This is a genomic window from Streptomyces sp. NPDC031274 (assembly GCF_055570235.1).
Map to the genome: position 1 here is coordinate 1 of NZ_JBVIHP010000223.1, position 1427 is coordinate 1427.

Sequence of the window (1427 nt, forward strand, 5' to 3'; positions counted from 1 at the left end):
CGATGACGGTGTCGGCCATGGCCTCGGCGTCGCCCTGGAAGTACCCGGTGGACGTGGAGTGCGGGCACCCGCAGAAGGGGTCGGTGACCGCCGCTGTCCGCCCGAGCAGCGAGCCGTCGAGAAAGATCTTCACGGGGCCGAGCGAGAGCCGGTCGTCGCCGAAGCCCGTGCGCATGCCGAGGTCGAGGCCGAGGGCGAGGCCGTCGTCGGCGTGGGCGGTGAGCGGGTGCAGGACGTCGGACGCGGGCATGACCTGGGCGCGGGTGTACAACTGGCCGCGCTCGCGGGCACGTTGGTAGGCGGCGAGCTCCACGGGGCTGTGCCCGATCCAGCCGCCGCCGATGCCCGCCTCGGTGAAGCTGGTGATGCCCTCGGCGAGGTAGTGCCGGGTGGCGGCGCCGATGGCGTCGGCGAGCGTGTCCAGGGGGTACGGCAGCACTTGCCGCTGGACGAGTTGCTGTGCGGTCTCCTCGAGGAGACCGTTCGGGCGCCCGTCGGCGTCTCGGGCGACGACGCCGCCTTCGGGGTCGGCGAACCCGTCGGCGAGAGCGCCGGCCTGTTCCAGGACGGGCGAGTTGACGACGCAGGCGTGCCCGGAGGTGTGCTTGAGCCAGACGGGGCGGCCGTCCGCGGCGCGGTCGAGGCCGTCGCGGTGGGGGAAGGCGCCGCCCAGCCTGTGATGGTCGAGACCGGCACCGACGATCCACGCGTCCGATGGCTGACCTGCCGCGTGCCCCGCGACGGCTGCGTACACCTCGTCCACCGACCGCGCCTTGGACAGGTCGAGTTGGGCGAGGCTGAGGCCGAACCAAGCGGTGTGGCAGTGCGCGTCGTTGAAGCCGGGGACGACGGTGGCGCCCCCCGCGTCCAGTACCTGCCGGGAGGGCAGCGCGTCGACGTCGTCGTCGAGTCCCACGACCCTGCCGTGCAGGATGCCGAGGGTGCGGGCGTGCGGCCTTCCGGGGTCGAGGGTGAGGATGTGCGCGTTGCGCACGAGCAGGTCGAGGAGCATCGGTCGCATCGTCCTCTGTTGCGGGATCGGCGGGATCGGCGGGGTTCGGCAGGGATGGGTGGGAATCGGCTGATCAGGCGAAGTGGTGCAGCTGGGCGAGGGGCAGTTCGGTGACGGCGTCGGTGCCGGTGGGCATGCCGTCGACCAGGACGGGCGCCGGTTCACGCGGCACATGGACGTGCGGGGTGGCGGTGTTGTGCGGCATGTCGGCGCGGGTCAGGCCGCGGGAGCCGCGGATCGGCACGTACGTGAGCCCGTGGGGAAGGGCGGCGCGCGCGGCGCGGTCCTCGAGGGCGGCCTCGGCGACGAAGACACGGGACAGGCGGGCAGGGGCGTCACCCAGGGCGCCGAAGTACGGCTTGTAGGTACGGGGTTGGGTGAGGCGCGTCGAGCCGGACCCGGAGCCGGTGTTGCC

General features: G+C 73.1%; 1 protein-coding gene and 1 pseudogene. Both read right to left on the reverse strand.

Annotation, left to right across the window (positions count from 1 at the left end):
* The coding region (locus ACZ5CR_RS45155) for an amidohydrolase (RefSeq protein ID WP_468869450.1) at positions 1 to 1012 on the reverse strand (1012 nt) is incomplete at its 3' end.
* A 73-nt stretch (positions 1013 to 1085) separates the two neighbouring features.
* Positions 1086 to 1427, reverse strand: a pseudogene (locus tag ACZ5CR_RS45160) (urease subunit alpha); the annotation flags it as partial.